The sequence below is a fragment of the Stenotrophomonas sp. IS26 genome (assembly GCF_054188265.1).
The window spans coordinates 87,162-111,161 of record NZ_JBSZJV010000006.1 but is presented as its reverse complement, the minus strand read 5'-3'; the positions used below and the strand labels follow the sequence as shown (position 1 = coordinate 111,161).

Annotated in this window: 19 protein-coding genes; 14 read left to right on the top strand and 5 right to left on the bottom strand. The window is 67.6% G+C overall.

All coding sequences use genetic code 11. The features are described 5' to 3' along the window. Positions 1–93 precede the first annotated feature (93 nt). The 3 genes from ACW6W5_RS07730 to ACW6W5_RS07720 are packed head-to-tail and all read left to right on the top strand — an operon-like array spanning position 94 to position 8,753. Positions 94–6,945 carry an Hpt domain-containing protein gene (locus ACW6W5_RS07730; RefSeq protein WP_152151933.1) on the top strand — a complete coding sequence of 2,284 codons (6,852 nt, stop codon included), beginning with the start codon at positions 94–96 and terminating at the stop codon, positions 6,943–6,945. Continuing rightward, the gene (locus ACW6W5_RS07725) at positions 6,932–8,248 is read left to right on the top strand and encodes a chemotaxis protein CheB (protein WP_428999408.1); all 1,317 of its coding nucleotides are present in this window, start codon (positions 6,932–6,934) and stop codon (positions 8,246–8,248) included. Before ACW6W5_RS07730 ends, ACW6W5_RS07725 begins: the two co-directional genes overlap by 14 nt. 31 nt (positions 8,249–8,279) lie before the next feature. Continuing rightward, positions 8,280–8,753: a chemotaxis protein CheW gene (locus ACW6W5_RS07720; RefSeq protein WP_121039036.1), complete on the top strand. Its 474-nt coding sequence runs from the start codon at positions 8,280–8,282 to the stop codon at positions 8,751–8,753. Between the two features lie 108 nt (positions 8,754–8,861). On the opposite strand, the gene ACW6W5_RS07715 is transcribed toward ACW6W5_RS07720, so the two are convergent. Both ACW6W5_RS07715 and bioA read right to left on the bottom strand, forming a co-directional pair. Beyond that, entirely contained in the window at positions 8,862–9,596 is a 735-nt protein-coding gene (locus tag ACW6W5_RS07715) for a 16S rRNA (uracil(1498)-N(3))-methyltransferase (RefSeq protein ID WP_152151935.1), read from the bottom strand. Beyond that, positions 9,587–10,978: an adenosylmethionine--8-amino-7-oxononanoate transaminase gene (gene bioA / locus ACW6W5_RS07710; RefSeq protein WP_152151937.1), complete on the bottom strand. Its 1,392-nt coding sequence runs from the start codon at positions 10,976–10,978 to the stop codon at positions 9,587–9,589. Before bioA ends, ACW6W5_RS07715 begins: the two co-directional genes overlap by 10 nt. Before the next feature lie 50 nt (positions 10,979–11,028). Between bioA and nudE the strand changes: the two genes are divergently transcribed. The 9 genes from nudE to ACW6W5_RS07665 all read left to right on the top strand — a co-directional run bounded on the left by nudE (position 11,029) and on the right by ACW6W5_RS07665 (position 18,226). After that, the gene (gene nudE, locus ACW6W5_RS07705; RefSeq protein ID WP_121039027.1) at positions 11,029–11,577 is read left to right on the top strand and encodes an ADP compounds hydrolase NudE; all 549 of its coding nucleotides are present in this window, start codon (positions 11,029–11,031) and stop codon (positions 11,575–11,577) included. Beyond that, positions 11,574–12,377 (top strand): 3'(2'),5'-bisphosphate nucleotidase CysQ, encoded by an 804-nt coding sequence (cysQ, locus tag ACW6W5_RS07700; RefSeq protein ID WP_121039024.1) that lies wholly within the window; start codon positions 11,574–11,576, stop codon positions 12,375–12,377. The genes nudE and cysQ overlap by 4 nt, the downstream gene beginning before the upstream one ends. A gap of 16 nt (positions 12,378–12,393) precedes the next feature. After that, positions 12,394–13,206 carry a nucleoside triphosphate pyrophosphohydrolase gene (mazG, locus tag ACW6W5_RS07695; protein WP_152151939.1) on the top strand — a complete coding sequence of 271 codons (813 nt, stop codon included), beginning with the start codon at positions 12,394–12,396 and terminating at the stop codon, positions 13,204–13,206. Then, entirely contained in the window at positions 13,203–13,526 is a 324-nt protein-coding gene (locus ACW6W5_RS07690) for a YnfA family protein (protein WP_152151941.1), read from the top strand. Before mazG ends, ACW6W5_RS07690 begins: the two co-directional genes overlap by 4 nt. A 96-nt stretch (positions 13,527–13,622) precedes the next feature. Further along, the gene (locus ACW6W5_RS07685; protein ID WP_046272684.1) at positions 13,623–14,585 is read left to right on the top strand and encodes an SPFH domain-containing protein; all 963 of its coding nucleotides are present in this window, start codon (positions 13,623–13,625) and stop codon (positions 14,583–14,585) included. A 1-nt stretch (position 14,586) separates the two neighbouring features. Continuing rightward, a complete protein-coding gene (locus tag ACW6W5_RS07680) occupies positions 14,587–15,018 on the top strand; it encodes an NfeD family protein (RefSeq protein WP_121039015.1) in 432 nt (143 codons plus the stop codon). An 86-nt stretch (positions 15,019–15,104) separates the two neighbouring features. Next, positions 15,105–16,217 (top strand): glycine cleavage system aminomethyltransferase GcvT, encoded by a 1,113-nt coding sequence (gene gcvT, locus ACW6W5_RS07675; protein ID WP_121039012.1) that lies wholly within the window; start codon positions 15,105–15,107, stop codon positions 16,215–16,217. A gap of 97 nt (positions 16,218–16,314) precedes the next feature. Next, a complete protein-coding gene (gene gcvH / locus ACW6W5_RS07670) occupies positions 16,315–16,710 on the top strand; it encodes a glycine cleavage system protein GcvH (protein ID WP_121039009.1) in 396 nt (131 codons plus the stop codon). Positions 16,711–17,635: 925 nt separating this feature from the next. Next, positions 17,636–18,226, top strand: coding sequence for a histone (locus ACW6W5_RS07665; RefSeq protein ID WP_123730441.1), 591 nt, complete (start codon positions 17,636–17,638; stop codon positions 18,224–18,226). 135 nt (positions 18,227–18,361) lie between these two features. On the opposite strand, the gene ACW6W5_RS07660 is transcribed toward ACW6W5_RS07665, so the two are convergent. Together ACW6W5_RS07660 and ACW6W5_RS07655 are read right to left on the bottom strand one after the other, a co-directional pair. Beyond that, a complete protein-coding gene (locus ACW6W5_RS07660) occupies positions 18,362–19,756 on the bottom strand; it encodes a serine hydrolase domain-containing protein (RefSeq protein ID WP_152151943.1) in 1,395 nt (464 codons plus the stop codon). Positions 19,757–19,922: 166 nt separating this feature from the next. Beyond that, entirely contained in the window at positions 19,923–21,515 is a 1,593-nt protein-coding gene (locus ACW6W5_RS07655; RefSeq protein ID WP_121039001.1) for a GMC family oxidoreductase, read from the bottom strand. Between the two features lie 199 nt (positions 21,516–21,714). Here ACW6W5_RS07655 and ACW6W5_RS07650 point away from each other — a divergent pair, with 199 nt between their 5' ends. After that, the gene (locus tag ACW6W5_RS07650; RefSeq protein ID WP_121038998.1) at positions 21,715–23,052 is read left to right on the top strand and encodes an NTP/NDP exchange transporter; all 1,338 of its coding nucleotides are present in this window, start codon (positions 21,715–21,717) and stop codon (positions 23,050–23,052) included. A 31-nt stretch (positions 23,053–23,083) separates the two neighbouring features. Further along, the gene (locus tag ACW6W5_RS07645) at positions 23,084–23,440 is read left to right on the top strand and encodes a DUF1304 domain-containing protein (protein WP_152151945.1); all 357 of its coding nucleotides are present in this window, start codon (positions 23,084–23,086) and stop codon (positions 23,438–23,440) included. Between the two features lie 84 nt (positions 23,441–23,524). Here the strand turns inward: ACW6W5_RS07645 and ACW6W5_RS07640 are convergent, their stop codons facing one another. Continuing rightward, positions 23,525–23,995: a hotdog fold domain-containing protein gene (locus ACW6W5_RS07640; RefSeq protein WP_152151947.1), complete on the bottom strand. Its 471-nt coding sequence runs from the start codon at positions 23,993–23,995 to the stop codon at positions 23,525–23,527. Positions 23,996–24,000: the final 5 nt, after the last annotated feature.

The following is a 24,000-nucleotide window of genomic DNA, read 5'->3' as shown; positions in this document are numbered from 1 at the left end:
CCGCGGGCAGGGCGGAGAGGGAAGGAACAAGCAGATGATGCATCGCGAGAAATCACCGCACGCCATGTGCGCCGAGCTGCCGGGAGACCTGGCATGAGCACGCTGCGCGATGCCATGAGCCACGCTGCGCTGGGCTGGGTCAAGCCGGAGCTGGACGAGACCCTGCGCCAGGTGCGCAACGAGGTCGAGTACTACGTGGAAGACCCCGCCGATGGCAGCCGGATGCGCTTCTGCGCCGGCTACCTGCACCAGGTGCAGGGCACCCTGCGGATGGTCGAGCTGTATGCCCCGGCGATGGTGGCCGAGGAGCTGGAGCAGCTGGCCAATGCGATCGGTGCCGGTGAGGTGCCCGACCGTGATGAAGCCTGCGCCACGCTGATGCGTGGCAGCGTACTGCTGCCCGATTACCTGGAGCGCCTGCAGAACGGTCACCGCGACATCCCGATCGTGCTGCTGCCGCTGCTCAATGACATCCGCTCGGCGCGCGCCGCGCCGGGCATCAATGAAAGCGTGCTGTTCGCCTTCGCGCCGGACAGCGCGAGCGCCACCGAAGCCGAGCTGGATCACGCGCGCGGCAGCCTGAGCGGGCGCAATCGCGAGCTGCTCGATACGGTCGGCAATGCGGTCAAGGAAGAACTGCTGCGCATCAAGGATGCGCTGGACCTGCACCTGCGTACCGGCGGCGAGCCGGTGCAGCTGCAGACCCAGGTCAACGAGCTGGGCGCGGTGGCCGACACGCTGGGCATGATGGGCCTGGGCGTTGCCCGCGGCGTGGTCGTACAGCAGCGCGACGCGCTGCGCGACGTGGTCGAGGGCGTGCAGCAGATCGATGAAACGCTGCTGCTGGATATCGCCGGCGCGCTGCTCTACGTGGATGCCTCGCTGGATGACCAGGTCGCCCATCTGGGCGCCGGCGGCAGTGGCGAAGACGATCCGAGCGCGGTGGAGAACCGGCGCACGGTGGAGGTGCTGGCGCATGAAGCCATCGCCAACTTCGCTGCCGCGCGCGAGCATTTCGTCGCCTTCATCGAAACCAACTGGAACCACCAGCAACTGCAGGAAGTACCGCGCCTGCTCGGCGAGGTCGCCGGTGCGCTGCGCATGCTGGATCTGACGGTGCCGGCCGATTACCTGCAGGGCGTGCGCCAGTACATCGCCGTTGAACTGCTCGGCAAGCAGCGCGTGCCCAGCGGGCGCCAGCTGGACACCCTGGCCGACGCCATGGCCAGCCTGGAGTATTACCTCGAGGCCCTGCGCGAACGTCGCCCGGGCCGCGATGAAATCCTGGACATCACCCGCAGCAGCCTGGAAACCCTGCGTTACTGGCCGCTGCCGGCTGCCAACCAGCCTACCCCCGATACCGGGCCGGCGTCGTTGCCGGTCGCGGCCGAACCCATCGAGCTCACGCCGTGGGACACGCCTGCACCGGAGCCGATCAAGCTCGGCGTCACTGCCGACATCCCGCGCCCGGCCAACCTGCCGCCGCCGCTGCCGGAGGTCACCTTCGATCCGCCGCCGGCGAACACCGCCCCGCTGCCCGCGGCACCGGTGGCGCTGGTGTTCGACGCCTCCACCGCCCCGGTCGCCGCCGATGCGCCGCAGTGGACGCTGGCCAGCCATGACGATGTGGACGAACTGCCTACGTTCGCCCATTTCGATCCGGTCATTGCCGAAGTGCCCGCCGGCGCCGGGTGGGACGTCGCGCCGCTGCCGTCCGTGCACGCCGATGCTGTGCACGACGCGGTGGATGTGCCGACGTCGGAGCGTGCGCCCGAGGTTTCGGACGTGTCGCTGGAGATGCCGGCCTTCGTGGCCACGGGCACCGGGTTTGATCCGGTGGCCGCCGAGCACGAGATGCTGGAGCTGAGCGACGAGCCGATCGAATTCACCTTCGATGAGGACCTGCGCAACGCCGACGACGTGCTGTCGCTTCAGATCGATGACAGCGGCACCTACACCGACACCGATAGCGATGGCATTGCCGCGGAGACGGCTGCTTCCAGCCCGTTCGCGCAGAGCGCGGTGGATGTGGAAGCCCTGCCGACGTTCCTGCAGGAGATTCCGGTAGCCTCGGTGGACGACAGTGTCGCCGAGCCGACCGATGCGTTCATCGATGGCACCGACACGGTGCTGCAGGCCGAGGCAGATGCCGCGCTGCCGCCGCCCGCAGTGCAGGATGCGGTCATCCGCCGTATCGAGCTGGACGACGAATCCACCCGCTTCCTGGCCGAACTGGACGCCGCCGCCGCGCAGTTCCGCCCGGAAGGCGCCGGCCCCGGTACCGTGCCGGCCACCTCTGCAGCGGCGAGCCCGGCAGTGGCCGTGCCCGCCGACGACACCAGCATCGAGGCCGGCTTCGAGGACGATGGCGAGAACATCGACCAGGACATCCGCGAGGTATTCATCGAAGAGTTCGACGAAGAACTGGTGAACCTGGGCAACCTGCTCCCGGCCTGGCGCATCGCGCCGGACAACCTGGACCGCCTGCGCCCGATCCGCCGCGTGTTCCATACGCTCAAAGGCAGTGGCCGGCTGGTCGGTGCGCGCACCCTGGGCGAGTTCAGCTGGAAGGTCGAGGGCATGCTCAACCGCGTGCTCGATGGCAGCCGCCCGGCCTCGCCGGCGGTGGTCGCCCTGGTCGGCCAGGCCTACGAGGTGCTGCCGCAGCTCAATGCCGCGCTGCGCGATGGCAGCCGTGTCACCGCCGATCTGCAGGCCATGCAGGCCATCGCCGATCGCGTGGCCGCCGGTGAGGAGACCTTCCATGTGCCCCTGCAGCGTGCCGCTGCAGCCGCCGTGGCGACGGCCGTGGACAGTGGGACGCCTGACGCTGCGCCGGTGATCGAGAGCACGCCGGCCAACATCGACAGCGTGCTGCGCGAGATCCTGGAAGCCGAGGTTGAGATCCATCAGGCGACGCTGCAGGCGTGGCTGGATGTCGCCGCCGATGCACCCCAGCCAGTGACCGACGGGCTGCTGCGCGCCGTGCACACCATGAACGGCGCCTTCGCCATGACCGACGTGCCGGAGATCACGGCGGTCACCGGTGCGGCGGAAAGCTATATCAAGCGCTCCCTGGCCGCCGATGCACTGCCCAGCGCGGCGGGCATCGACGCGCTCGCCGAGACCAGCGTCGCGATCACCACCACCATGGCGGCACTGCAGGACGAGGCGCCGCGGGTGCCCGTGCAGAACGCGTTGGCGGCCCGCCTGGTCGCCCTGGCCGATACGTTGCCCGAGGCGCGCTGGCCGGCACTGGTCGAGGACGATCTTGACCTGGTGGACGACGAAGCGTCCGTCGAGGCGACTGAAGCGGATGCGGAAGCGGAAGCGGAAGCGGTCACCGAAGCGACGGCCGCAGATGCCGTGGACGTGGCTGCCATCGACGTGGCTGCGGTCGAGGTCCTGGCAGCAGACGCGGATACCGTTGAAGCCGTTGAACCGGTTGAAGCTCTTGAACCCGTTGAGGCATACGAAGTCGTCGAAGCAGCAGATGCGGATGCCGAGGCAGGGCCGTTCGCCCCGGTCTCCGATGCGCAGGGTGATGCGTTCGCCGCGACCGGTGATGACGTGCAGGACGACGCCGCGCCGCTGCTCGCGACCGCCGACGACACCACGGCTACCGGCGAGCAGCAGGCCGAGATCGATGCCGATGGCCTGAGCGTGATCGAGCCCGGTCGCGCGGCCGCTGAGGCCGACGACGATGCCCTCATCGCCATGGAGCTGACCGGCACGGACGACCTGTCCGCCTACTTCGATGCCGCGCTGCCGGACACCGCGCGCGCAGCAGATGCGCCGCCTTCGCCGGATGTCGCAGCCGAGGACGCGGATCTGGCGTCTGTGCATGCGGGCCTGGAAGCGGTCGAGCTGACCTCGGCCGAGGATCTCTCGCGCTACTTCGATCATCTCGCCGAGCCGGTCACGCCGGAGCGTCCGGTCGACGTCGGCGATGAAACCGACGCCAACTCGGACACCGACACCGACACCGGCACCGGCACCGGCACCGGCACCGGCACCAGCACCAGCACCAGCACCAGGGCCGAGGCCGAGGCCGAGGCCGAGGCCGAAGGCGTGGCAGACACGGCGACCGACAGCCGGTCCGACTCGGCAGAGGCGACCACCGACGGTCCGGCCGCCGCTGATGTCGATGCCCATGCCCATGACGATGAGCAGGGCAGCGCCTACGCGGTCGCGGTCGATGACGCGGCCAACGACAGCTGGAGCGATACCGATCCGGACAGCGACGAAGACGCCCATGCGCTGGATGAGGTCCTGCCGCCGCCGCCGGCCTTCGGCGAGGTGGTGGACGCCCAGCAGGCGGTGGATGACGGTTTGACCGTCGTCGATGCGCTGGATGCCTCCGATACCGGCGTGCTCGGTCTGGACGCCACGGCTGAGAACGCCGGCGAAGCCGATGCGTTCGCCGAGGCGATCGAGACCACGGCGCCCGATGCCTCCGCCGACGCTGCCTCCCCGGCGCGCTTCTTCGAACTGGAGGACGCACCCGCTGCAACCTTCACGAACGCCCCGGAAGCCGACGACGCCCGCCCGGTGGAGTCCACCGACAGTGACGACCTCGCGCCGGGCGATGCGCTCGATTTCACCCAGCTCGACCAGGAGCTGGTCGATATCTTCGTGGAAGAGGGCAAGGACCTGCTCGACCACTGCGATGGCCTGATCAGCGAGCTGCGCGCCGCGCCCCAGGACCGCGACGTGATCGCCGGCCTGCAGCGCGACCTGCATACCCTCAAGGGTGGCGCGCGCATGGCCGGGATCAACCCGATCGGCGATCTTGGCCACGGCATTGAATCGCTGCTGGAGGCCGTCGCGGCCAACCGGACCGATATCGACCGCAGCGACGTGCACCTGCTGGAGCGCGGGTTCGATCGCCTGCACCAGTTGCTGACCCGTACCGGCCAGCACCGCACCGTGGCGATGCCGGATGACCTGATCGCCGCGTTCGAGCAGCGTACCCAGGGCCGCGCCGAGCCCGAGCCGCTCGAGACCGCCCATGACACGCTGCCGTCCGGCGATGCCAAGGTGGAGGCCGCCATCGCCGCGCTCGTGGCGGCGCCGCTGTCGGCACCGGTGCCGCTGGAAACCGTCAGCGAGGAGGATGGTCTGCCGCGGCCGCAGCAGGAACAGGTGCGCGTGCGCGCCGATCTGCTCGACCGGCTGGTCAACCACGCCGGCGAAGTGGCGATCTACCGTTCGCGTCTGGAACAGCAGCTCGGTGCCTTCCGCGGCGCCATGGGCGAACTGGACCGCACCAATGCCCGTCTGCGCGATCAGCTGCGGCGCCTTGATCTGGAAACCGAAGCACAGATCGTGGCGCGCTATCAGCGTGAGCAGGACCAGGCCGATCACACGTTCGACCCGCTGGAACTGGACCGCTTCTCCACGCTGCAGCAGCTCAGCCGCGCGCTGAATGAATCGGCGGCCGATCTGGGCGGTCTGCAAGGCGTGCTCGATGATCTCTCGCGCCAGTACGACGTGCTGCTGCAACAGCAGTCGCGCGTCAGTTCGGAGCTGCAGGACGGCCTGATGCGCGCGCGCATGGTGCCGTTCGATGGTCTCGTGCCGCGCCTGCGCCGGGTCGTGCGCCAGGCGGGCCAGGACACCGGCAAGCAGGTTCACGTCACCCTCGAAGGGACCCACGGCGAACTGGATCGCAACGTGCTCGACCGCATGGTCGCGCCGCTGGAACACATGCTGCGCAACTCGGTGGCGCATGGCCTGGAAACCCCGGAACAGCGCCGTGCCGCGGGCAAGCCGGACGAGGGCGAAATCGCCATCCGCCTGCGCCGCGAAGGCTCGGAAATCGTGCTGGAAGTGGCCGACGATGGCGCCGGGCTGGACCGTGAGGCGATCCGTCGCCGCGCCGAACAGCGGGGCCTGATCGCCGCCGATGCCGTGCTCGGCGATGCCGAACTGGATGCGATGATCTTCTCGCCCGGCTTCAGCACCGCCGACCAGGTCAGCCAGCTGGCCGGCCGTGGCGTGGGCATGGACGTGGTGCACAACGAAGTGCGCCAGCTGGGTGGTTCGGTGGACATCCACTCGGTCAGCGGCCAGGGCGTTACCTTCACCCTGCGCCTGCCGCAGACGCTGGCGGTCACCCAGGCGGTGTTCGTGCAGATCGGCGAGACCACCTTTGCAGTGCCGGTGGCCTCGGTCAGTGGTATCGGCCGGATCTCGCGCGAGCGCTTTGAAACCGCCAACGGCGGGTACCACTACGGTGGCGAAGAATTCGCCCTGCACGATCTGGGTACGCTGATCGGCCAGGCCCAGGCCCGCGCCGAAGGCCAGGCCCAGGTACCGCTGCTGCTGGTCCGCGCCGGCGACCTGCGCGTGGCCGTGGCGATCGACCAGGTGCTGGGCAACCGCGAAATCGTGGTCAAGCCGGTCGGCCTGCAGATCGCCTCGGTGCCGGGCATCTACGGTGCGACGATCACCGGCGATGGCCGCGTGGTGGTGATCCTGGACGTGGCGCCGCTGGTGCGCCGCTACCTGGCCAACCCGCACAAGCCGATCACCGCTGCAGCCAAGGTCAGTGATCGCGATGTGCCGCTGGTGATGGTGGTCGACGATTCGCTGACCATGCGCAAGGTCACCGGCCGCATCTTGGAACGCCACAACTTCGAGGTCACGGTCGCCCGTGACGGTATCGAAGCACTGGAGCGCCTGGATGAGCGGGTGCCCGACCTGATGCTGCTGGATATCGAAATGCCGCGCATGGACGGTTACGAGCTGGCCAGCGTCATGCGCGCCGACCCGCGCTACCAGGGTGTGCCGATCGTGATGATCACGTCGCGCAGCGGCGACAAGCACCGTCAACGTGCCTTTGAACTCGGTGTCCAGCGCTACCTGGGCAAGCCGTACCAGGAACTGGATCTGATGCGCAACGTGTATGACCTGCTGGGGATCGCCCGTGCACGCGAGTGATGCCCATCCCCTGTTGTCGGTGGCCCTGCTGGCCCGTTCCGGGCCGGCACGCGACCGCCTGCGCGAAGCACTCGGCCATGCCGGCGCCCGCCTCGTGCTGGAGGACGACCCCAACACGCTCGACCTGCAGGCGCTGCGTGATGCCGATCCCGGTGCGGTCCTGATCGCGCTGGAACCGGCGATCGAAGACGCCCTGGAGCGGTTGGATCCGGTGTTGGGTTCGCCGTCACTGACCGTGATCTTCGACGAAGCCGAGCTGGCTGCACGCCGCGATGGCTGGGAAGCGCAGCGCTGGGCACGGCATCTGGTGGCCAAGCTGCACGGCCATCAGGACGTGCTGCCGCCGGGTTCGGAACAGGACCAGCAACTGCAGCCCGAACCGGGCCTGCCGGTCACCCCGGCGCAGCTGCATGCCGACGCACCGCTGGAGTTCCATCTGCGCGAAGCCGAGGATGCGGCCGCCGAGGTGCCGGCCGATGGCCTGTACCAGGCGCCGGCGGAGTTGCACGAGCCGGTGTCGCTGGAAGAGGCACTGGCCGCGCTGCAGCCGCTGGAACCCGATCCGGTCGCCCCGGCGATTCCGCCCATTCCGGCCTCGGCACCGCCCGCCGCAGCCGTATCCATCGGCGATCACAGCCGTTGGTCGCTGGTGGAGGATGACGGTGTTGTCGCTGCGCCCCCGTCGATCAACGACACGGCGCCCGCACCCGAGCGCTTCGGCATTGAACGTCTGTCGCTGGTCGAGCTCGAACCCGAGGCCGGTTCCGCCGGTGGCTGCGCGGGCGCGGTGCTGGTCCTGGCCGGCATCGGCGGGCCGGATGCGCTGCGCCGCCTGCTGGCCGCGCTGCCCGAATCGCTGAGCACCGCCGTCCTGGTGCATATGCGCCTGGACGGCGGCCGCTACGGCAATCTGGTCAAGCAGATGGCACGGGTGTCCGCACTGCCGGTGCTGCTGGCCGAGGACGCCCAGCCGGTTGAAGCCGGCCAGGCTTACATCCTGCCGGACGACATCGGCATCGCCATGCGCCAGGGCGGCCTGCAGTTCATCGCCGATACCGCCGGCATCCAGATCGAGGCATTGCCGGCCGCGCACAGCGGCGTGGTCCTGCTCAGCGGTGCGGATGCCGCCCAGGTGGACGCCGTGCTCGCCCTGGCCGCCGCCGGTGCCTGGGTGGCCGGTCAGATCGGCGAAGGCTGCTATGACCCGACCGCGGCCAGTGCCGTCGTTGCGGCCGGGCAGGACGCCGGGGAACCGCCGCAGCTGGCCGCCACCATCGCCGAACGCTGGGGCGTGGACGCCTGAGTGGCGCCGACGCACCTTTGAAGGAAAACCCATGAGCTACGCCAGCAACGACGAAATCCGCGGTGTCCTGATCCAGGCCGGGCACGAACGCGTGCTGCTGCCCAACGCCACCGTGGCCGAAATGATGTCCAAGGTGCCGGTCGAAACCGTTCCCGATGCGCCGGCCTGGCTGGTCGGGCAGATCGCCTGGCACGGCTGGGACGTGCCGCTGCTGTCCTTCGCCCGGCTGTCCGGGCAGGGTGACGAGCCGGTCGTGGCCAACAACAAGGTCGTGGTGCTCAAGGCGCTGGGCGGCAATCCGCGCCGTCCCTACTTCGCCCTGCTGACCCAGACCTTCCCGCAGCTGATCGCGGTGCCGCGCGACGGTCTGCTGGCCGATGCCTCCGAGGAAACCCTGCCGCAGGGCGTGCACATGCGCGTGCTGCTGGGCGAGCAGAGCGCGCTGCTGCCGGACCTGGACGCGCTGGAAGCGGCGCTGGACGAATCCTTCCCGGTCGCGGGGTAAATCAATAATGGGGACGGGGGTAGTTAATCCGCAATAACGGGGACGGGGGTAGTTAATCGTGCCGATTAACTACCCCCGTCCCCGTTATTTTTCAGTCCCCGTTATTTTTCAGCCCAGATCGCCCAGCCGCGCCTGCACGGCGGCGATGGCGGCCAAGCCCGCGGTTTCGGTGCGCAGCACCCGCGGGCCCAGCTGCAAGCCTTGGAAGCCTGCTGCCGTCAGCGCCTGGCGGTCGCGCGGCGACCAGCCGCCTTCCGGGCCGATCGCGATCACCACGCCGCCCGGAGCGGCCGAGAGCGTCGACAAGCGATGCTCGCCCTGTGGATCCAGAGTCAACTTCAGTGCCCCGGCTGGAACCGCGTTGGCGGCGTCCTGCAGTGATTGCGGCGCGGCCACGCTCGGCACGCGGGCGCGGCCGGATTGGCCACAGGCCGAGACCACTACGCTGTGCCAGTGCGCCAGCCGCTTCCCGGCACGCGCCGCATCCAGCTTTACTTCGGTGCGTTCGGCGTTGACCGGCATGAAGGCCTGTACACCGAGTTCGGTGGCCTTCTGCAGAATCAGGTCCATCTTTTCCCCGCGGGCGATGCCCTGCAGCAGGGTGATGTGCAAGGGCGACTCGTTGTCCAGTGAGATGGCACTCTCGATACGCACCTGCGCGTCGCGCTTGCCGACCGTCACCAGCGTGGCGCTGTAATCCCGGCCATCGCCATTGAACAGCACGCAGCCGTCGCCTTCGCGCAGGCGCATCACGCGGACCAGATGGTTGGCGGCGTCCTCGGGCAGTGCCAGCGTCTGGCCGACCGCCAGCGGATGGTCGATATGGCTGCGGGTCACGCGCATGCGACGGCCTCGTCGATGGCGGCGAGGGTGGTCAGGGCAAGCAGATCCAAGTGTTCATCCTCTACACAGTACGGCGGCATCCAATACAGCACATTGCCCAGTGGGCGCAGCACCACCCCGCGTTTGAGCGCGGCTTTATAAGCGTGCAACCCGATCCGGGCCCCGGCCGGGAACGGTGTGCGCTTGTCGCCGTTGCGGGTCAGTTCGAAGGCCACCACCATCCCCGCCTGGCGCACATCGGCGACATGCGCGTGGTCGGCGAATGGCGCGGCGAGCGTGCGCATCACTTCGGCGGTGCTGCGGTTGCGTGCGATGACGTCTTCGCCGGCGAAGATGTCCAGGGTCGCCAGCGCGGCGGCGCAGGCCAGCGGATTGCCGGTGTAGCTGTGCGAATGCAGGAAGGCGCGCTCGCGTGAATCATCCAGGAAGGCGTCGTACAGCGCCTGCGTCGCCAGCACCGCCGACAGCGGCAGGAAACCACCGGTCAGGCCCTTGGACAAACACAGCAGGTCCGGCATTACCCCGGCCTGTTCGCAGGCGAACATCGTGCCGGTGCGGCCGAAGCCGGTGGCGATCTCATCGGCGATCAGGAAGGCACCATTGGCATCGCACAGCGCGCGCGCACGCTGCAGATAGACCGGGTCGTACATGCGCATGCCGCCCGCACACTGCAGGCGCGGTTCCAGGATCACCGCGCAGATCTCGCCCGGGTGCTGATCGAACAGCGTGGCCAGCGCATCGGCCGCCTGGTGCGCGCGCTGGGCGGCACTCTGGCCCGGCTCGGCCAGGTAGGCATCGGGCGAGGGCGCGAACAGCGCCTCGGTCAGCAGCGGGGCATACACACGCCGATACAGGGGAATATCGCCGACGGACAGCGCGCCCAGGGTTTCGCCGTGATAGCCGTTCTCCAGCGCGACGAACCGGGTACGGTGATTCTCACCGCGATTGCGGAAGTAGTGGAAGGCCATCTTCAGCGCCACCTCGACCCCGGCCGAGCCGTTGTCGGCGTAGAACACCTTGGCCAGCGGATCGCGTCCGGTCTGGCGTGGCGCGATCGCCAGCAGGCGCTCGGCCAGCCGTACCGCCGGTTCATGGCTGAAACCAGCCAGCATCACCTGCTCCAGCTGGGTGGCCTGCTGGGCGATGGCCGCGCCGATGCGCGGTTGCGCATGGCCGAACAGATTGGTCCACCAGCTGCTCACCGCATCCAGATAGCGGTGGCCGTCATGGTCGATCAACCAGGGGCCTTCGCCGCGGGCGATCGGCAGCAGGGGCAGGGTGTCGGGATGCTCGCGCATCTGCGTGCACGGGTGCCACAGCACGGCCAGATCGCGTTGCCGCCACTGATCGGCCAGCGTGAGGGGGGCTGGGTCTGCTAGCATTTCGGGTTCATGAACACGTTTTCACCAGTACCCATTCTAGAGATGCTCGCATGAGCCGTCGCCTGCCCATCATCCACCAGATCACGGACGAGGAAAGCGGGCCGTTCCAGCGCCAGCATCTGGATCTGGAGTTTTCCAATGGCGAACGCCGCCGCTTCGAGCGGCTGGTAACCCGCGGCCACGGTGCGGTGGTGGTGGTGCCGATGCTCGATGACGAGACCGTGCTGCTGGTGCGTGAATACGCCGCCGGCATGCACCGTTATGAGTTGGGGCTGGTGAAAGGCCGCATCGATGCCGGGGAAACCCCCGAACAGGCCGCCGACCGCGAGTTGAAGGAAGAGGCCGGTTACGGCGCCCGCCGAGTCGACGTGCTGCGCGCGATGACCCTGGCCCCCACCTATATGAGCCACCAGTCCTGGCTGGTGGTGGCGCGGGATCTGTACCCCGAGCGCCTGGTCGGCGATGAGCCGGAGGAACTGGAGGTCGTGCCGTGGAAGCTGGCCGATCTGGACCAGTTGATGCTGCGCGAGGACTTCTCCGAAGGCCGCTCGCTGGCGGCACTGTTCATCGCCCGCGAGTGGCTGGGACGGAAGGAATGATCAAACTCACGACGGATCTGCGCGAAACCGTCATCGCCATCGCCCAGGACGCGGCCGCCGCCATCATGGCGGTGTATGCCACGCCGTTCGATGTGGAGATCAAATCCGACCACAGCCCGGTCACGGCGGCCGATCTCGGCGCCAACCAGGTGATCGAGCGTGGCCTGGCCCAGCTCACTCCGGAGCTGCCGATCCTCTCCGAGGAATCGGCGCAGGTGCCGTGGGAGATCCGCCAGCACTGGGGCGCCTACTGGCTGGTCGATCCGCTGGATGGCACCCGCGAATTCGTCAAACGCAACGACGAGTTCAGCGTCAACATCGCGCTGATCTACCAGGGCGCGCCGGCGTTCGGCGTGGTGCTCGCCCCGGCCACCGGCCAGATCTGGCATGCGATGCGCGGCGAACTCGCCTACCGCCGCGACGGCATGCGCGATTCGGTGCTGCGGACCCGCACGCCCGCCTCGGCGCCGCTGCGGGTGGCCGCCAGCCGCTCGCATCGCAGCGAGCAGACGCAGGCCCTGCTGGACCGCATGGGCGACATCGAGGTGCTCGCCCAGGGCTCCTCGCTGAAGTTCTGCCGCCTGGCCGAAGGCACGCTGGACGTGTACCCGCGGCTGGGCCCGACCTCGGAATGGGACACCGCCGCCGGGCAGTGCGTACTGCACGCCGCCGGGGGCGCGGTGCTCTCGGCCGAGACCGGCAAGCCGTTCCGCTACAACCGCCGCGAGAGCCTGTTGAACGGCGACTTCATCGCGCTCGGCGATACCCGCCTGCCGTGGCGCGCGTGGCTGCCCGCCTGACCTGACTGGAGCAACGATGCCTGCCACCCCCGAACTGGACCGCCTGCTGGGCATCATGGCGCGCCTGCGCGACCCGCTGCAGGGCTGCCCCTGGGACCTGCAGCAGGACTTCGCCAGCATCGCCCCGTACACCATCGAGGAAGCCTACGAGGTCGCCGATGCGATCGACCGCGGCGATCTGGATGACCTCAAGGATGAGCTCGGCGATCTGCTGCTGCAGGTGGTCTTCCACGCACAGATGGCGCAGGAGCAGGGGGCGTTCGGGTTTGCCGATGTGGCCCGCGCGATCAGCGACAAGATGGAGCGCCGCCATCCGCACGTGTTCGCCCAGGTCCAGGTGGACGGGGCCGAGGACGTCAACAGCAACTGGGAGGCGATCAAGCGCGCAGAGCGCGCCGCCAAGGGCCACACCGATACCTCGGCGCTGGCCGGGATCTCGCGTGGCCTGCCGGAGTGGCAGCGGGCGGTGAAGCTGCAGGCACGCGCGGCGCGGGTAGGGTTCGACTGGCCGGGCCCTGCACCGGTGATGGACAAGGTGCGCGAAGAACTGGACGAAGTCGCCGCGGAATTCGCGCGCGGCCCGGTCGAGGAGAATCACGCACGCCTGCAGGAAGAGCTGGGCGATCTGCTGTTCGTCTGCGCCAATCTGGCCCGCCACGCCAAGGTGGATGTGGGCGCCGCGCTGCGGCTGGCCAACCACAAATTCGAACGGCGCTTCCGCGCGATGGAAGCCCATGCCGAGGCGGCCGGACAGTCCATGGCCGTGCTCGATCTGGAGGCACAGGAAGCGCTCTGGCAGCAGGCCAAGGCCGGCGAACCCGCACCGTGAAAACGCTGCTGCTGTTCGTGCTGACCGCCGTGGCCGAGATCGTCGGGTGCTACCTGCCCTGGCTGTGGCTGCGCAGGGACGGCAGCGCCTGGTTGCTGTTGCCGGCGGCCGCCAGCCTGGCCTTGTTCGCCTGGCTGCTGACCCTGCACCCGGCGGCCAGCGGCCGCGTCTATGCCGCCTATGGCGGGGTCTATATCGGCACTGCACTGATGTGGCTGTGGCTGGTGGATGGCATCCGTCCCAGCCGCTGGGACCTGCTCGGCGTCGGCCTGTGCCTGGCCGGGATGATGGTGATCATGTTCGCCCCGCGCACCGCCTGATCCTGCCTGACGGGCACCCAGGACACTCCCCGACGCCGGCGTGAAGACGGCGTGGCTATACTCGGGCCTACGATTCCGGGGAAAGGGAGTGACCTGATGTTTCCGACCATGCTGTTCTCGCTGGTGCTGGCCTTCGTGGCCGTTGTCATCCTCTTCAAGGCGGTGCGGATGGTGCCGCAGGGTTACGAATGGACCGTGGAGCGCTTCGGCCGCTACACCCACACCATGTCGCCCGGCCTGCACTTCCTGATCCCGATCGTGTACGGGGTCGGCCGCAAGGTGAACATGATGGAGCAGGTGCTGGACGTGCCGAGCCAGGAAGTGATCACCAAGGACAACGCCGCCGTGCGCGTGGATGGCGTGGTGTTCTTCCAGGTGCTCGATGCGGCCAAGGCGGCCTACGAGGTCGCCAACCTGGAGGTGGCGATGATCGCGCTGGTGCAGACCAACATCCGCACCGTGATCGGCTCGATGGATCTGGATGAATCGCTCAGCCAGCGTGAGGTGATCAACGCCCAGCTGCTGAGCGTGGTCGACCATGCCACCAACCCGTGGGGCGTGAAGGTGAACCGCATCGAGATCCGCGACATCCAGCCGCCGCGCGATCTGCTCGATGCGATGGCGCGGCAGATGAAGGCCGAGCGCGAAAAGCGCGCGCAGATCCTGGAGGCCGAAGGCTCGCGTCAGTCCGAGATCCTGCGCGCCGAAGGCGAGAAGCAGGCCACCGTGCTGGAGGCCGAGGGCCGCAAGGAGGCCGCCTTCCGCGATGCCGAAGCGCGCGAGCGCCTGGCCGAGGCGGAGGCCAAGGCGACCACGATGGTCTCCGAGGCGATCGCCCAGGGCGACGTGCAGGCGATCAACTACTTCATCGCGCAGAAGTATGTGGAAGCATTCAAGGAACTGGCGACCTCGCCGAACCAGAAGCTGGTGCTGATGCCGATGGAGGCCAGCGGCGTGATCGGCTCGATCGCCGGCGTGGCCGAACTGGCGCGCGAGGCGTTCGCCAAGCAGGAAGAGAAGAAAGCCACGCGCGGCGTCCCGCCGCGGATCGGGGGCTGACATGCGCTGGGAAGTGGTGGCCTGGGGCGCGCTGGCACTGGTGCTGTTCGCCGCCGAGGCGCTCGCGCCCGGCGCTTTCATGTTGTGGATCGGGATTGGCGCCGCGGCGGTGTTCGTGCTGGTCGCGGTGTTCGCCGACATTCCGCTGCTGTGGCAGGTGGTTGCCTTCGTGGTGCTCAGCGTGGTCTCCATCCAGTGCTACCGGCGCTGGGGGCGATCGCACGATCGCCAGAGTGATCAGCCGCTGTTGAACCGGCGCGCCGAGCAGTTGATCGGGCGGGTGGTCCTGCTCGACCAGGGCATCGTGGCCGGCAAGGGCCGGGCCAAGATCGACGATGCGTTCTGGGTGGTCGCCGGGCCGGATCTGCCGGCCGGCAGCCCGGTGCGCGTGGTGGCGGTGGAAGGGATGACGCTGAAGGTGCAGCAGGCCTGATCCGCGGTTTTCCCGCACCGCCGCAGGCGTTGTGAAGACGGTTCTGGGATAATGATGGCTTGCCTTCATTTCCCCCGGAACCGGTCATGACCCAGAAGACGCTTCTCAACGATACCCACCGCGCACTCGGCGCCAAGATGGTCGACTTCGGTGGCTGGGACATGCCCATTCATTACGGTTCGCAGCTGGACGAGCACCACCTGGTGCGCAGCGATGCCGGCATGTTCGACGTCAGCCACATGACCGTGGTGGATCTGCGCGGGGAGCAGGTCAAGCCGTTTCTGCGCACGCTGCTGGCCAACTCGGTGGACAAGCTCAAGGCCACCGGCAAGGCCCTCTACTCGTGCATGCTCAATGCCCGCGGCGGCGTGATCGACGACCTGATCGTCTATTACATGGCTGACGATTTCTTCCGCATGGTGGTCAATGCCTCCACCCGCGAAAAGGACCTGGCCTGGATCCGCGAGCAGGCGGCCGCCTTCAACGTGGAGGTCCTCGAGCGCGAAGAGCTGGCCATCATCGCCGTGCAGGGCCCCACCGCACGCGAGCGCGTGATCGGCCTGCTGGGCGAGAGCGACCGCGCCGCGCTGGAAAAGCTGGGCCGCTTCGCCGCCCTGGAGACCGCCACCGCCGACGGCACCGCGCTGTTCGTGGCGCGTACCGGCTACACCGGTGAAGACGGTTTCGAGATCCTGCTGCCGCAGACCGCCGTGGTCGCCTTCTGGAATGCCCTGAGCGCTGCGGGTGTGCGCCCGGCCGGCCTGGGTGCGCGCGATACGCTGCGCCTGGAAGCCGGCATGAATCTCTACGGCCAGGACATGGACGAGGAGATCACGCCTTATGAAGCCGGCCTGGCGTGGACCGTGGCACTGGACGAAGGCCGCGACTTCATCGGGCGCGATGTGCTCGAGGCGCAGAAGGCGGCCGGCAACGCCCGCCAGCTGATCGGCCTGGTCATGGATGAGAAGGGCGTGCTGCGTCACGGCCAGGTCGTGCTCACCGCCAGCGGCGAGGGCGAGATCCTGTCCGGCACCTTCTCGCCGACCCTGGGCAAGGGCATCGCGTTCGCCCGCGTGCCTGGCGGCGAACTGGGGGACGTTCGCGTGGATATCCGCGGCAAGCAGATTCCGGTGCGCGTGGTGAAGTTCCCGTTCGTGCGCGAAGGCCAGGCCCAGCCTGGCGTGTTGATCGACGGCTGATGCCGTGATGTATCCGGTGCGGACGCGTTCGTGTCCGCGCCGGTTGGTTACACTACCCCCGTTTCTTGACCCCCCTGATATTCCTCGGAGCAGTCCCATGAGCGAGATCCCCGGCGACCTCAAATTCCTCAAGTCCCACGAGTGGGCACGCGTTGAAGGCAGCGGCCGCGTCACCGTCGGTATTTCCGACCACGCCCAAGGCCTGCTTGGCGACCTGGTCTATGTTGAACTGCCGGAGGTTGGCCAGGAGGTCAAGGCCGGCGAACAGGCGGCCGTGGTCGAGTCGGTCAAGGCCGCTTCGGACGTGTACAGCCCGATCACCGGCACGGTGGTCGAGGTCAATGCGGCCCTGAGCGACAAGCCGGAAACCATCAACGAAGACGCCTACGGCGACGGCTGGATCTATGTCGTCGAAGTGGCTGGCCTGGACGAAGTCAACGACCTGCTGGGTCCGGACGACTACGCCGAGCTGCTGGAAAACGAAGATCACTGATCGTCGTTTCCGCTGAAGAACGGCCGCCCGGTGCGGCCGTTTTTTTTTGCCCGCGCGTCGAGAACGCGCCGATCGCGTTAGTAGTGCGTGAGGATTGCAGTGCACGGGCGATGGGCGGTGGTCGCGACGGCCGGCTCATGACGATCGGTTCGGTGCCGATGCGCGCCGGTGATCTGGTCTTCGCCGACGCGCCGATGGCATGCCGAACAGGCTTCCCGGTGGACCTGCGACGATGCTCAACGGCGAATGCCAGGTACGAACGCGTCGGTGCCGAGCGGTCAAAAGTTTGCGCAGTTACGCGAATCGGGTCGAAAAAAACGCGGGCAGATGTGAAAAGTTTTGCGGTCTGTTTAAGGTGCGCACGGGGAGTCCCGTGGCGGGGGTGATCGCATGCGATGCGCGCGTGGCGTTGCAGGGTGGTGCACGGCGATGTTGCGATGTCGCTACACGAAAGTGCTTCTTTTAAGTGTTTTTCTTTTCTGCGTTGTCAGCGTTTGATTGCGTGGGGTGTTCGCGGTGGCGTTGGCATGGCGCTCTCGTCGGCTCGATGACGGGTTCGGAGAGGGGGGCGCCGCAGGGCGCCGGTGTGAAAATTTTTCGCCGGGGTTGTTGACAGTGAAAAAAAGCGTGATTAGGTTTCGCCTCAGCAGACCTTGCCTGCGAACAGAGTGAGCAGAATCGACATCAAGTCGCGAAGCACAACCTGGACATCCACCTCGCGTCCGATGACGGTGGAGATGGCTTCGCTTCCTTCAGCGAACCGCAAGACCCTTCCTGATCCGATATCTGCCTGGCCGCATGTGGCAGGTGTCCCCGTATCCGTCACGACGCGCATGACGCGACGGCGGTCCCCGCGACGCAGCAACGGCGGGTTTGCTTTACCTGGGCGTTTCCACTCCATAGATCACTGACGAGGAGCCATCCCATGGCAACCAAGAAAGCTGCGAAGAAAAAGCCGGCCGCCAAAAAGGCAGCCAAGAAGGTCGCTAAAAAGGCGACTGCCAAGAAGGCCGTGAAGAAGGTAGCCAAGAAGGCGGCTGCCAAGAAGACGGTGAAGAAGGCGGCCAAGAAGGCGACCGCTCGCAAGGCAGCAGTGAAAAAGACGGCAAAGAAGGCAGTGAAGAAGACTGCAAAGAAGGCCGCCACCAAGAAGACCGCGAAGAAGGCAGTGAAGAAGACGGCGAAGAAGGCCGTCAAGAAGACTGCAAAGAAGGCAGCCGCCAAGAAGACCGCGAAAAAGGCGGTAAAGAAGACGGCCAAGAAGGCGACCCGCAAGGTAGCCAAGAAGGCCGCTCCGAAGAAGGCTGCCAAGAAGACCGCCAAAAAGACCGCCAAAAAGGCCACCCGCAAGGTAGCCAAGAAGGCCACCGCCAAGAAGGCGACTGCCCGCAAGGCTCCGGCCAAGAAGGCATCCGCGAAGAAGGCAGTGAAGAAGGTCGCAAAGCGCAAGCCGGCCGTTCGCAAGAAGAAGGCCGCGCCGGTCGCACTGCCGGCAACCCCGGCACCGCTGATCTGAGTTTTTCCCGATAGCCGTACCTGAGACTCCTTCCCTGGCAGCCCAGCGGGGAAGGAGTTTTTTTATGTGCGATACCAAAAACCACAAAAAAGGCGGCCATCCGGCCGCCTTTTGCGATGCCACGTGCGGGCGGGATCAGCGCGGTGATGCGACCGCGCGGTTCGACGAGACGCCCTTGCGCTTGCCTTGCGGGGCGGCGTCCTCGGCCATCAGGTTGTCGCTGCCGAAGTCGGTGTCCACGTCCAGCCAGCGCTGGGTCGGCAGGCCCATCGCCTGGTCCAGTACGGTGGGCAGCAGGCCGCTGGGCAGGCTGCTTTCGCCGTTCCACATGATGGCAATGCCGAGGTCGCGCTCGGGCACCAGGGCGACCAGGCCGCGATAGCCCTGGACGGCACCGGCGTGGAAGATCACTTCATGGCCGGCGTAATCGAAGGTGCGCCAGCCAAGCGCGTAGCCGGCTGAGTTCAGGCGCTCGCGGCGCCAGCCGGACCGCATTTCACCGGGGGTGCTGATCAGGCTCGCATGCAGCGTGGCCAGCAACGGGGCGGGCAGGACGTCGGGGCGATGGCCGGTGTGTGCCAGCAGCCATTGCGCCATGTCGCTGGCACTGGCGTTGACGCCGGCGGCCGGGGCGAGGCGGTAGTAGGTGGGCTTGGGCGTGAGCGCAACCCAGCCATTGCGGCTGCGCACATGCGGGCGTGCCCAGCGCGAGCTGGCCTGGATGCCGGCCAGGCCGAGGCTGGCGTCATCCATGCCCAGCGGCTTGAACAGACGGCGCTCGACGGACTGTTCGTAGAAGCTGCCGGAGGCGGCGTAGACCACATCACCGATCAGGCTGAAGGCCACGTTCTGGTAGGCGTAGCAGTCGCCGGGCAGGCACTTGAGCGAGGTAGCCGCCAGTTTGTGGGTGAGCGTGTAGTACTCGGCGTTGGCTTCGACGTCGCGGTCATAGGCGTTGTAGGGCAGGCCGACGCGGTGGCTGAGCAGATCGGCCACGGTCAGGCGCTCGGTCGCTTCGGGCGTGCTCAACTGGAAGCCGGGCACGTAGTCGGTGACCTTGCTGTCCCAGCGCAGCGTGCCGTCGTTGACCAGCAGGCCGGCCATGGTGCCGGCGAAAGCCTTGGACAACGAGGCCAGCCGGAACACGGTGTGCGCGTCGACCTGCTGCGGGTTGTTGACGTCGGTGACGCCGTAGCCGCGCGCGCTGAGCACGCGGCCCCCCTGGACGATCGCAACGGCCATGCCGGGTACGCGCTCGCCGTAGGTGAGCTGCTGCGCCATCGATTCGATCGAGGCCACGTTGAAGCCCTGCGCGGGCGGCTGCACTTTCAGGCCGGCCGGCGTGGTGCGGTACGCGGCAGGTTGGGTATGCGGGGCGGCGCTCGGCGCCGATTCCTCGATGTTGACCGGGAACCCGGCTGGCGCAGCGGCAGGTGTCTGTGCAGTGGAAGACATGGCGATGGGCATCAACATGCCCAACAACCCGGTTGCCGCCGAACGGATCGGTCGGCGCCTGTTGTTCTGGTTCATCGTATGGGTGCCCGTGCGCGACTGCTGTGACCGATTCTAGCGCCGCTTTTCGTGATTGCACAAACGAATCGAAGATGAATGCGTATCGCATTGAAAATACGCGGGTTTTGCCAATCTCCAAAGGATCCGTCACCCGGGCGGTAAGGGCGGTCCAGCGCACCCCTGTTCAGGCAGTTGCAGCGGTCCGGATCCAATGAGCGGCACGCTCAGCGATCATCAGGGTCGGGGCGTTGGTGTTCCCGCTGACCAGGCGCGGCATCACCGAGGCATCCACCACCCGCAGCCGTTCGGTGCCGTGCACGCGCAGGGTGCCCGGATCGACCACCGCCTCGGCATGCTGCCCCATCGCGCAGGTCCCGACCGGGTGGTAGATGGTCTCGGCCTTGGCCCGGATGAAGGCTTCCAGTGCCGCCTCGTCCAGCGCGTTGTGCGGGGGGAACACCGGCGCGCCGCGCCAGCGGTCAAACGCAGGCTGCTGCAGGATCTCGCGCGACAGCCGGGCGCATTCAAGCATGCTCTTCAGATCGTGGCCCGCGGGGTCACCCAGGTAGTTGGCGTGGATGCGCGGCGGCGAGCGCGCATCGGCATCACGCAGGCGCAATTGCCCGCGGCTGCGTGGGTGCAGCGGGCAGGCATGCAGGGTATAGCCATCGCCCGGCAGCCGGTGGCGGCCGTGGTTGTCCAGCATTGCCGGGACGAAATGGAACTGGATGTCGGCGCGCGCATCGGTGGCCAGCGACGAGCGGGCGAAGCCGCCGGCCTCGGCCAGGTTGCTGGTGCCGGCACCACGGTGGCCGCGCAGGAAGTAGTCGAAGGCGATGCGCAGCTCGTTGCTGCGGTCGTAGCTGACGCCCGGTGTGGTGTGCACGACGGTGCAGATGTCCAGGTGGTCCTGCAGGTTGCGGCCGACACCGGGCAGATCCACGCGCGGGGTGATGCCGTGGCAGCGCAACGTGTCCGCCTCGCCGATGCCGGAGAGCATCAGCAGGTGGGGGGAATGGAGCGCGCCGGCGCTGAGGATCACCTCCGCGCCCGCGCGTGCGTGGAGGTGGTGCGCGCCACGCCGATAGTGCACGCCGGTCGCCGTCGTGCCCTCGAAGCTCAGCGCGGTCGCCTGCGCGCCGGTGAGCACCGTCAGGTTGCGCCGGTGGCGTGCCGGGCGCAGGTAGGCGTCCGCACTTGAACACCGTGCGCCGTCGCGCTGGGTGACCTGGTACAGCCCTACGCCGAGCTGCTGGTCACCGTTGAAGTCTGCATTGTGGGGATGGCCGGCTTCCTGCGCGGCGGCGATGAACGCGGCCGAGAGGGGGTTGTGGTGGCGCAGGTCGGACACCGACAGCGGTCCTGCGGCGCCGTGCAGCGCGCTGGCGCCGCGGCTGTTGCGCTCGCTGTGCAGGAACCAGGGCAGCACCTGGTCCCAGCCCCAGCCGATGGCGCCACCCGCTTCCCAGCCGTCGTAGTCGGCGGGGACGCCGCGGATGTAGCACATCGCATTGATCGAGCTGGAGCCGCCCAGCACCTTGCCGCGCGGCCACCACAGACGACGGCCATCCAAGGCAGGCTCCGGCTCGGTCTCCAGGTTCCAGTTGATGCGGCGATTGTTGACCAGCCGCGCCAACCCGGCCGGCATGTGGATGAAGGGGTTGCTATCGCGCGGGCCGGCTTCCAGCAGCAGCACCCGGCAGGCCGGGTCTTCGCTGAGCCGGTGGGCCAGCACGCAGCCGGCAGAGCCGGCACCAATGACGATGTAGTCGTACATGCCGCTCCTTGCCGGGTGCGCACCGAGCATAAGACAGGTTGGGGCAGGCAGGGGCTGAGTGGTGAGCCACGCAGCGTTGCACCGATGGGCGTGCCGGAGGCTGGCGATGTTGCGGTGCATCGTTTACCTTGCGCGCTTCGATGCCCGGAGTTCCCCACATGTTGCCGTTGCAACGCCCTTTGTCCGCGCAGAGCGTGCAATGACCGCGGCGGCCGGAACCGGCGCGGCGGCCACTGGCATGTTGAGCGCCTGGCGGCGTTCGCCGCCGCTGATCTGGGCCTCGATCTACTTTTTCTGCCTGCTCAGTGGCTACTACGTGCTGCGCCCGGTGCGCGAAGCGATGGCGGCCTCGTCGGATCTGCAGACCGTGTTTCCGCTGCCGCTGATCCAGTGGTTCGCCGGGCACGGGATCGCCCTGCAGGACTTCGTGCTGCAGTTCCTGTTCACCTGCGTGTTCTTCATCATGCTGGTGCTGCAGCCGCTGTACGGCGTGCTGGTGAGCCGCTTCCCGCGCCGGGTGTTCCTGCCGGCGGTGTACGGCTTTTTCATCGTCACCCTGCTCGGCTTCTACGTGATGTTCGAGACCGGCGCGCCCGGGCGGGGCATGGCGTTCTTCTTCTGGATCACCGTCTTCAACCTGTTCGCGGTGGCGGTGTTCTGGAGCTTCATGGCCGACGTGTTCTCCAACGTGGAGGCGCGCGCCTATTACGGCTACCTCGGCGCGGCTGGCACCATCGGCGCCTTCCTGGGGCCGATCATCACCTCGACGCTGGTGCAGCGGGTCGGCATCGCCAACCTGATGCTGGTCTCGGCCGGCTTCCTGCTGATCTGCCTGGGCTGCATCTGGCGGCTGCGCCTGTGGGCGGTGGAACGCGAACAGGAGCGGCAGCTGGTCTCCGGCGAAACGCCGATGGGCGGCAGTGTGTTCGATGGCCTGAAGCTGATCGTGCGTGAGCCGATGCTGCGCTGGCTGGCACTGATGGTGCTGTTCGGCGTGGGCGTGGGCACGATGCTCTACAACGAGCAGGCCTCGATCGTGCGACGGCTGTACCCCGATGCCGCGGCCAGCACGGCGTTTTTCTCGCGCGTGGACCTGGCGGTGAACACCCTGACCCTGATCGTGCAGCTCGGGTTCACGCGCTGGCTGCTGTCGCGGTATGGGATCGCCCCGGCGCTGTTGATTCCCGGCGTGGCGATCATCATCGGCTTCTCGATCCTGGCGGCCTCGCCGCTGCCGCTGATGGTGGCGATGGTGCAGGTGATGACCCGCGCCAGCGAGTTCTCACTGGCCAAGCCGGCGCGCGAGACCATCTATACCCGTGTGGACCGCCAGTGGCGCTACAAGGCCGGCGCGGCGATCGACACCGTGGTCTACCGCGGTGCGGACCTGACCTTCGCCTGGGTGCACAAGGGGCTGTCCCTGTTCGGTTCGCACATTGTGTTCGTCGGTGGGCTGGTCGTGGCCGGGGCGATGACCGTCGCAGCATTGGGCCTTCTGCGCGAGGAAAAGAAGCTGCCGGGCGAGCGCCCGGAGTAAGCTCTCTGCAGTCTTCCAGGAACCTGAGCCCATGTATTGGATCGCGCTGTCGTTGACCCTGCTGGTCGCCCTGCTGCACGTGTATTTCCTGGTCCTGGAAATGTTCCTGTGGACCAAGCCGCTGGGCCTGAGGACCTTCCGCAATACGCCGGAAAAGGCGCAGGCCACGCGGGTGCTGGCGGCCAATCAAGGGCTGTACAACGGCTTCCTTGCCGCCGGCCTGTTCTGGGGCCTGTTCGATCACCTGCCGATGCTGGTGAACTTCATGCTGGGCTGCGTGATCGTGGCCGGCTGCTATGGCGCGTACAGCGTCAACAAGCGGATCTTCTTCATCCAGGCCGTGCCGGCGATCCTGGCCGTAGCGGCATGGTGGATGGTGCCGGCCTGACAGGCGCCAGCCACGCATGGCGTGGCGCTACCCTGCGACAGACGGATTGGATGTAGAGCCACCCATGGGTGGCTGCGCCAACGATCAACGTTTGACCGGCGACACCCACATGGCGATCCGGGCCTCGAACACGGCCGTGCCGGCGTCATCGCGCACCTGCACCTTCACCGGCAGCGCGTAGCCGGTCTCGGCCGCCACGATCGGCTGCTCCGGCGTGGCCACGGCATGCTGCGTGCCGGTCGCCTTGGCGAGGTACTGCACCTCCATGCCCTTCGGGATCCAGCGCATGCCCTTGGGCAGCGAGGCATCCACCATCAGCCCGGCGGTGAGTTCGGCCAGGTTGCACAGCGCGATCGCGTGCACTGTGCCGATGTGGTTGGTGACCTTGCGCCGGTGCGCGATGCGGCCTTCGCAGCGGCCCGGCTCGAGCAGCGTGATGCGCGGGGCGATGCTGGCGAAGTAGGGCGCCTTGACGCACACCGCGCGCGAGAACAGCCAGGTGCCGGCAGGCCAGCGCTGCATGCGGCGGTAGAGCGTGAGCAGTGGAGCGGACATCGGGG